Raw genomic sequence first — 6005 nt, 5'->3', positions numbered from 1 at the left:
CCGGATCGACTTCGAAATGGCCGTGGCCGCCGCTGACATGGCCGAGACCGATAAACTCGCCGCCACGGTGGCGAAGTGGTGGACCGAGATCAAAGTCTTCGTCCGCACCCAAGTCACCAACGCCAGGACCGAGTCGGCGAACACCGGGATCAAGCAGATCAAGCGCACCGGCCGCGGGTTCCGCAACCAGAAGAACTATCAATCACGTATCCTAGGCNCACGCTCAACGGTGAATAGCCCCTTTAGCACGCTTGCCAATGATGGGGTAGAGCGCGCTGCGGATAGACAGCGGCAGGTGGTAGCGATAGGCGAAGAGCCCGAATGCCATACCGGTAAGGGCGTACATCGCCCAACCTGGGATGCCGTAGTGGAACATAGTCCACAGGGCAGCCTCTTCAGCGGCCTGGAGGGTGCCTTCGGCTGCTCCGGGGCCTACTCGCAGGTTCGTGGCGGGACCAACTACGGAGAAGAACATCAGGTCTACGCCGATACCGGCGGCGAAGAGCATGGAGGCCCAGGTGAAAAGGCTGAACTTGGGTTTGGAGTGGTCGGGGCCAAGCCTCGTCTTACCGACGCGTGAGAATGCCACGATCAGTACGAAGATGACAATGATCGCCGCCGTAAGAATGAAGTACCAGCCCAGGTACTCACTGAGCCATGTGAACGCTGTTTCCAGCGTGGTGTAGGCGGTGCCCGGTGCAAGGGCGGCCCAGAGCGTGAAGGCCAGGATGAGCACCGCGGACACGATGAACACCGGCCAATTCACTTTGGAGACTGCAGACGCAGCTGCCATGATTTTCTACCTTTCAGTTCTTTACCTCGTCAGTCAGGCGCACGGCTGACGGGGCAGCCTTGCGCGGACCAAACATGCTTGTGCACAAAACATCCCTACGTTATTTCGAATCTGAAGTGAGACTCGCGAATTAGGAGGGGGCGGATTCTTGATTGTGGCGCATAGTCACGCGGAAAGGAGCAAGACGATAACGGGTCCTATTTGTGGGCAATATCACCTCATACTGGCACAGGGTGCTCCGAGACGGGAATCGGTGGAACGGACACTGGACTCGGCATAGCGGGGGCTCCCGCGGTAGGTTAGGGGATCGTGGCACTGACTATCGGAATCGTGGGACTCCCCAATGTGGGTAAGTCGACCCTCTTCAACGCACTGACCCGGCAGACGATCCTGGCGGCGAACTACCCGTTCGCGACCATTGAACCCAATGTGGGCGTGGTGAACCTGCCGGACGAGCGGTTGGGGAAGCTGGCCGAGATCTTCGGCTCGGAGAAGATCCTTCCGGCCACGGTGTCTTTTGTGGACATCGCCGGCATTGTGAAGGGCGCCTCCGAGGGTGAGGGTCTGGGCAACCAGTTCCTGGCCAATATTCGTGAGGCTCATGCGATCGCTCAGGTGGTGCGTGTCTTCGAGGATGAGAATGTCATCCATGTGGACGGCAAGGTGGATCCCACCTCTGACATGGAGACCATCAACACTGAGCTGATCCTGGCTGATATGCAGACCCTGGAGAACGCGATCCCGAAGTTGGAGAAGCAGGTCTCGGGTAAGAAGGCTGATAAGGCCACCCTGGATGCTTACCGGGAGGCGCTGACCGTGCTGGAGGCGGGGGAGACGGTGTTCTCCAAGGCTTCATCACTGGATATGGATCAGCTGGCGCAGATCAGCTTGCTGACCGCTAAACCGTTCATCTATGTCTTCAACGCAGATGAGGGTGTGCTGGGTTCTCCTGAGCGTCAGAAGGAGCTGGCGGATCTGGTGGCACCGGCTGAGTCGGTGTTCCTTGACGCCAAGCTGGAGTCTGATCTGGTGGATCTCTCTGAGGAGGAAGCCCGCGAGATGCTGGAGCTCAACGGTCAGGAGGAGTCCGGTCTGGATCAGCTGGCACGCGTGGGCTTCAACACCCTGGGGCTGCAGACCTACCTGACGGCGGGCCCGAAGGAGACACGCGCCTGGACTATCCCGCAGGGCGCGACAGCGCCGGAGGCGGCTGGTGTGATTCACACTGATTTCCAGCGTGGCTTCATCAAGGCCGAGATCGTCAGCTTCGATGATCTGGTGGCTGCCGGCTCCATGAACGAGGCCAAAGCCGCCGGAAAGGTCCGCCTGNGGACGGCGACGTGGTCGAGTTCAAAAGCGGATTAACCTCTGGGCGGCGCTGACTGCCTACGCAGAATTACAGCAGTGATGCTGAATGGTGGCGGTTGGAAGACTGCCTCGATTCCCTCACACTGCTGTTCTGGCTGGTTTGGTAGCCGAGGGTAGGTACTGTGTGGGTGTGTTCGGTACCTCCTGGGTAGGCAGCCAGGGTGCTACCCAAGGTGCTGCGACTTTTGACCCGCTGATTGTGGGTTCGATCCCCACAGGAGGTCAAGTCCTGAGTAGTGGTGTATGAGTCGTGTTCGCGGTGTGCTCTCGTTTCAGGGTGTGTTCAGGCGGGGATGGCTTCGAGGGTGGGCTCTGTGGTGCTCACCTCCTGACTGCTGGTGGGCTCGAGGGCCTGGGCTGCTTCGATGGCTTCCAGCGAGAGGTATCGGCGGGCTTCTGCCCATTCATCGTGCTGCTCAGCCAGCACCGCTCCGACCAGCCGGGTGATGGAGTCGCGGTCGGGGAAGATCCCCACGACATCGGTGCGGCGGCGGATCTCGCGGTTGAGTCTCTCGTTGGGGTTGTTGGACCAGACTTTGCGCCAGATGGCCTTGGGGAAGGCGGTGAAGGCCAGGATGTCTTCCCGGGCGGCGGCGAGGTGGTCAGCGACCTTGGGCAGCTTGGCATCGAGGTCCTCAACGACTCGGTCGAACTGGGCATGGACGGCCTCAGGGCCGGGCTGGTCATAGATGCTGTGCAGCAACGCCCGCACTGCTGGCCACTGCTGCTTGGGAGTGATGCTCATCAGGTTCACCGCGTAGTGGGTCCTGCACCGCTGCCAGGCTGCCCCAGGCAGGGTCGCGGCCACCGCGGCCTTCAGCCCGGGGTGGGCATCAGAGGTGACCAGCTTGACCCCGGACAGGCCCCTTGCGACCAGGTCGCGGAAGAAGGAGAGCCATCCGGCTCCGTCCTCAGCAGAGGTGACCTGGACCCCGAGGATCTCACGGTATCCGTCGCTGTTGACTCCGGTAGCGATCAGCGCGTGGACGTTGATCACTCGCCCATGCTCACGGACCTTGATCACCATCGCGTCTGCGGCGACCAGGGTGTAGGGCCCGGCATCCAACGGCCGGGTGCGGAAGGCCTCGACCTGCTCATCGAGCTCGGCGGCCATGTCACTGACCTGGGACTTCGACAGGCTGGTGATCCCCAAAGAGCCGACCAGCTTGTCCATCCGGCGGGTGCTGACACCGAGCAGGTAGCAGGTGGCCACCACCGAGGTCAGAGCCCGCTCCGCGCGTTTCTTGCGCTCCAGCAGCCAGTCGGGGAAGTAGGAGCCTTCCCGCAGCTTCGGGACTGCGACATCGATGGTCCCAGCCCGGGTATCGAGCTCTCGGTGCCGGTAGCCGTTGCGCCGGTTGCTCCGGGATGCATCACGGGCACCGTACTCGGCCCCACAGACCGCGTCAGCCTCGGCCGAGAGCAGGGTGTTGATGAAGATCTGCAGCAGTTCCCGAATCAGGTCCGGAGAGGCCTGCAGGACCTCTTTCTCCAGAAGGGCCTTCAGGTCGATACTGGAAGGGGTGACGGTCATCGTCGTGGCTCCTTTCGAGAGTGCTGTGAGAGGTTCACTCGAAAGAACACGCGGTGGCCGTCACTGTCATTCCAACAGCCAGCTCACCGAGGCTCGTACACCACTATCCCGGACGCTACTCCACAGGACGCACCAGATCGTCGTCCACGCCGCCGGCATCACCCGCGCCAGAGACGCCGCCCCAGCAGCAATGCCCCGGCCGCCAGACCGAGCAGCACTGCACCTGCAGCTCAGACCCGCCCCCATCCGATGACAGCACCGATGACTCGTGGGTCGTATGTGTTGGTGCCGGCGTACTGGAATGGGGTGAGGCCTTCCAAGCCGGGCTCGGCACCGTTGAAGGACAGCTCGCCCCACGCCTGTCTGGCGGCCGGATATGGGTCGCTCTCGACGCGCAGGTCAGTGTCCATGATTAAGGTGGACCTGGTGTCCTCGTCGTACTGAGTCCAGGTTGTCTCCGCGGTGGTCGGAGTCTGCCCCTGGGCGAAGGAGACCCACAGATCCTGAACCTGCTCGGAGAGGCGACGGTTGGCGGCATCGTCGGCGACGAACGTCGTGGCGGCGCCGGTGGTGCCGAAGACGAATGGAAGCTCCACCGCGTGCGGGGAGCCCAGAGCGCCGTCCATGTCTATGGTCGGAACGGTCGCGAGGTACATGTGGGTCTCGACGCCGCGGGCTGAGAGCGCATCGGCCATGCGGATCGCCGGCATGCGGAACCCGACGTCGCCGATCATCGCCAGCTGCAGCTCCGAGTCAGTCAGATCCGGGCGTTCGGTCCGATACGCCTCGATGACCTCATCAGCGCGGTCGCTGACCAGGGCCTCCAGCCAGGGACGCGAATAGACCAAGGGGAGTCGTCGGATCACAGGCAGTGGGTAGTACCAGTAGCGGGCCTCGTCGAGTGTGGTCCCGATGATCACCGGTGTGCTCGGGCCATCTGGTGAGGCGATCCGCGCAGACGGCAGTTCGGGGATGAGCCCGCCATCGACCACCGGGTGGAACACAGTGTCGAAGAACTCGGAGGAGTACAGCTTCGATGCGGCCCGGAGCATCTGTTCGGTGCTGAGCTCGAGCACCTCCGCCAGGTTCTTCACCCGAGCCTTCTTGGCGAAGGTCTTCGCCACGCCTGCGGCCCACTTGCGGGAGGCTACAGTGCCGGCGGTGCCGCTTTGCAGAATGGCCCGATCATAGAGTCCATCAGCCTCCGGGGCTCCCATGAGTGCGGAGATGCTGATCGCGCCAGCAGATTCACCTGAGACCGTCACGTTCCGCGGATCCCCGCCGAAGGCAGCGATGTTCTGCCGGACCCACTGCAGTGCGGCCATCTGATCCTTCAGGCCGTTGTTCATGCTCTGTGCGTACTCGGGGCCGAGGTCGCTGAGATCGAGCCAGCCGAACGGGCCAAGACGGTACTGGATCGAGACCACCGTCGCCCCGCGCCGGGCGAGGTCTGCACCGTCATACCAAGGAATGCTGGCCGATCCTGCGACGAAGCCGCCTCCATGGATGAACACGATCACCGGATCATTGCCCTCCAATGAGCGTGACCACACGTTGAGGGTCAAGCAGTCCTCAGAGATGGGCGAGCCTTCCGGAAGCTCCAGGCCTTCCGGAAGCTCCAGCTCGCTGTACTCCTGGGGACAGGCCGGGCCGAACTGCGTCGCCTCTCGCGGCTCAGTCCATGGTTCCGGGGGCTCAGGCGCTTTGAACCGCCGGTCACCTACTGGCGGTGCGGCATAGGGAATGCCGCGGAAAGCCAATATCGAATCCTCGACGGTGCCGCGCACCGGACCATATGCCGTCTCGACCACTGGGGTCTCCTGGCGGATCTTTTCCATCGTTTCCTCTCTCCGTCGCTCACCGCGTACAGGCTGATAGTATATTGTCATGAGTAATTGTCAAGACCTGTGGATCGGCGTGTCACGCTACGTGTTGCTGGTTTGCTGATTCCTCGGGTCGTTCGACGAGCTTTCCCTTCTCGAAGGTGGCGCCGGCGCGGACGAGGGCCACGAGGTGGGGTGCGTTGACCGCGCGCCAGCGTCGTTGCGCGGACTCGATGAGCTTGAACGCCATGGCGATGCCCGCGGCGCGCGAGCCCGGTCCCTTGGTGACGCGCTGCCGCAGCCGGACGGTGGCGAACGTGGACTCGATCGGGTTGGTCGTGCGCAGGTGCACCCAGTGCTCGGCCGGGAAGTCGTAGAACGCCAGCAGCACGTCCAGGTCCTCGGTGATCTTCGCGGCCGCCTTGGGCCACTTCGCACCGTAGGCGGCCGCGAACGCCTGCGCNCGGCCTCGGCGTGCTCGCGGTCC

3 protein-coding genes and 3 pseudogenes are annotated in these 6005 nt (G+C 62.9%); 2 read left to right on the top strand and 4 right to left on the bottom strand.

Going from position 1 to position 6005, the window contains the following annotated elements; translation table 11 throughout:
* A pseudogene (locus ID132_RS14560) lies at window positions 1–214 on the top strand (transposase); the annotation flags it as partial.
* Between the two features lie 9 nt (window positions 215–223).
* Here ID132_RS14560 and ID132_RS01135 read toward each other — a convergent pair.
* Window positions 224–793: a BCCT family transporter gene (locus tag ID132_RS01135; RefSeq protein WP_125106311.1), complete on the bottom strand. Its 570-nt coding sequence runs from the start codon at window positions 791–793 to the stop codon at window positions 224–226.
* Window positions 794–1102: 309 nt separating this feature from the next.
* On the opposite strand from ID132_RS01135, the pseudogene ychF reads away from it, so the two are divergent.
* A pseudogene (ychF, locus tag ID132_RS01130) lies at window positions 1103–2175 on the top strand (redox-regulated ATPase YchF).
* A gap of 269 nt (window positions 2176–2444) precedes the next feature.
* On the opposite strand, the gene ID132_RS01125 reads toward ychF, so the two are convergent.
* The 3 genes and pseudogenes from ID132_RS01125 to ID132_RS13285 form a co-directional block, all read right to left on the bottom strand.
* Complete coding sequence (locus ID132_RS01125) at window positions 2445–3695, bottom strand: IS256 family transposase (protein ID WP_125106309.1); 1251 nt, start codon at window positions 3693–3695, stop codon at window positions 2445–2447.
* 230 nt (window positions 3696–3925) lie between these two features.
* Entirely contained in the window at window positions 3926–5533 is a 1608-nt protein-coding gene (locus ID132_RS01120; RefSeq protein WP_164509703.1) for a carboxylesterase/lipase family protein, read from the bottom strand.
* An 82-nt stretch (window positions 5534–5615) separates the two neighbouring features.
* Window positions 5616–6005 (bottom strand): annotated as a pseudogene (locus ID132_RS13285) (transposase); the annotation flags it as partial.

It is taken from the genome of Gulosibacter sediminis (assembly GCF_014904065.1).
GTDB classification, from domain to species: Bacteria; Actinomycetota; Actinomycetes; order Actinomycetales; family Microbacteriaceae; genus Gulosibacter; species Gulosibacter sediminis.
This window is presented reverse-complemented; position numbering and strand designations above follow the sequence as displayed.

Excerpts from the sequence above, each read along its gene's own strand:
- ID132_RS01135 (WP_125106311.1), bottom strand. The coding sequence starts at position 793 with ATGGCAGCTGCGTCTGCAGTCTCCAAAGTGAATTGGCCGGTGTTCATC.
- ID132_RS01125 (WP_125106309.1), bottom strand. The coding sequence starts at position 3,695 with ATGACCGTCACCCCTTCCAGTATCGACCTGAAGGCCCTTCTGGAGAAA.
- ID132_RS01120 (WP_164509703.1), bottom strand. The coding sequence starts at position 5,533 with ATGGAAAAGATCCGCCAGGAGACCCCAGTGGTCGAGACGGCATATGGT.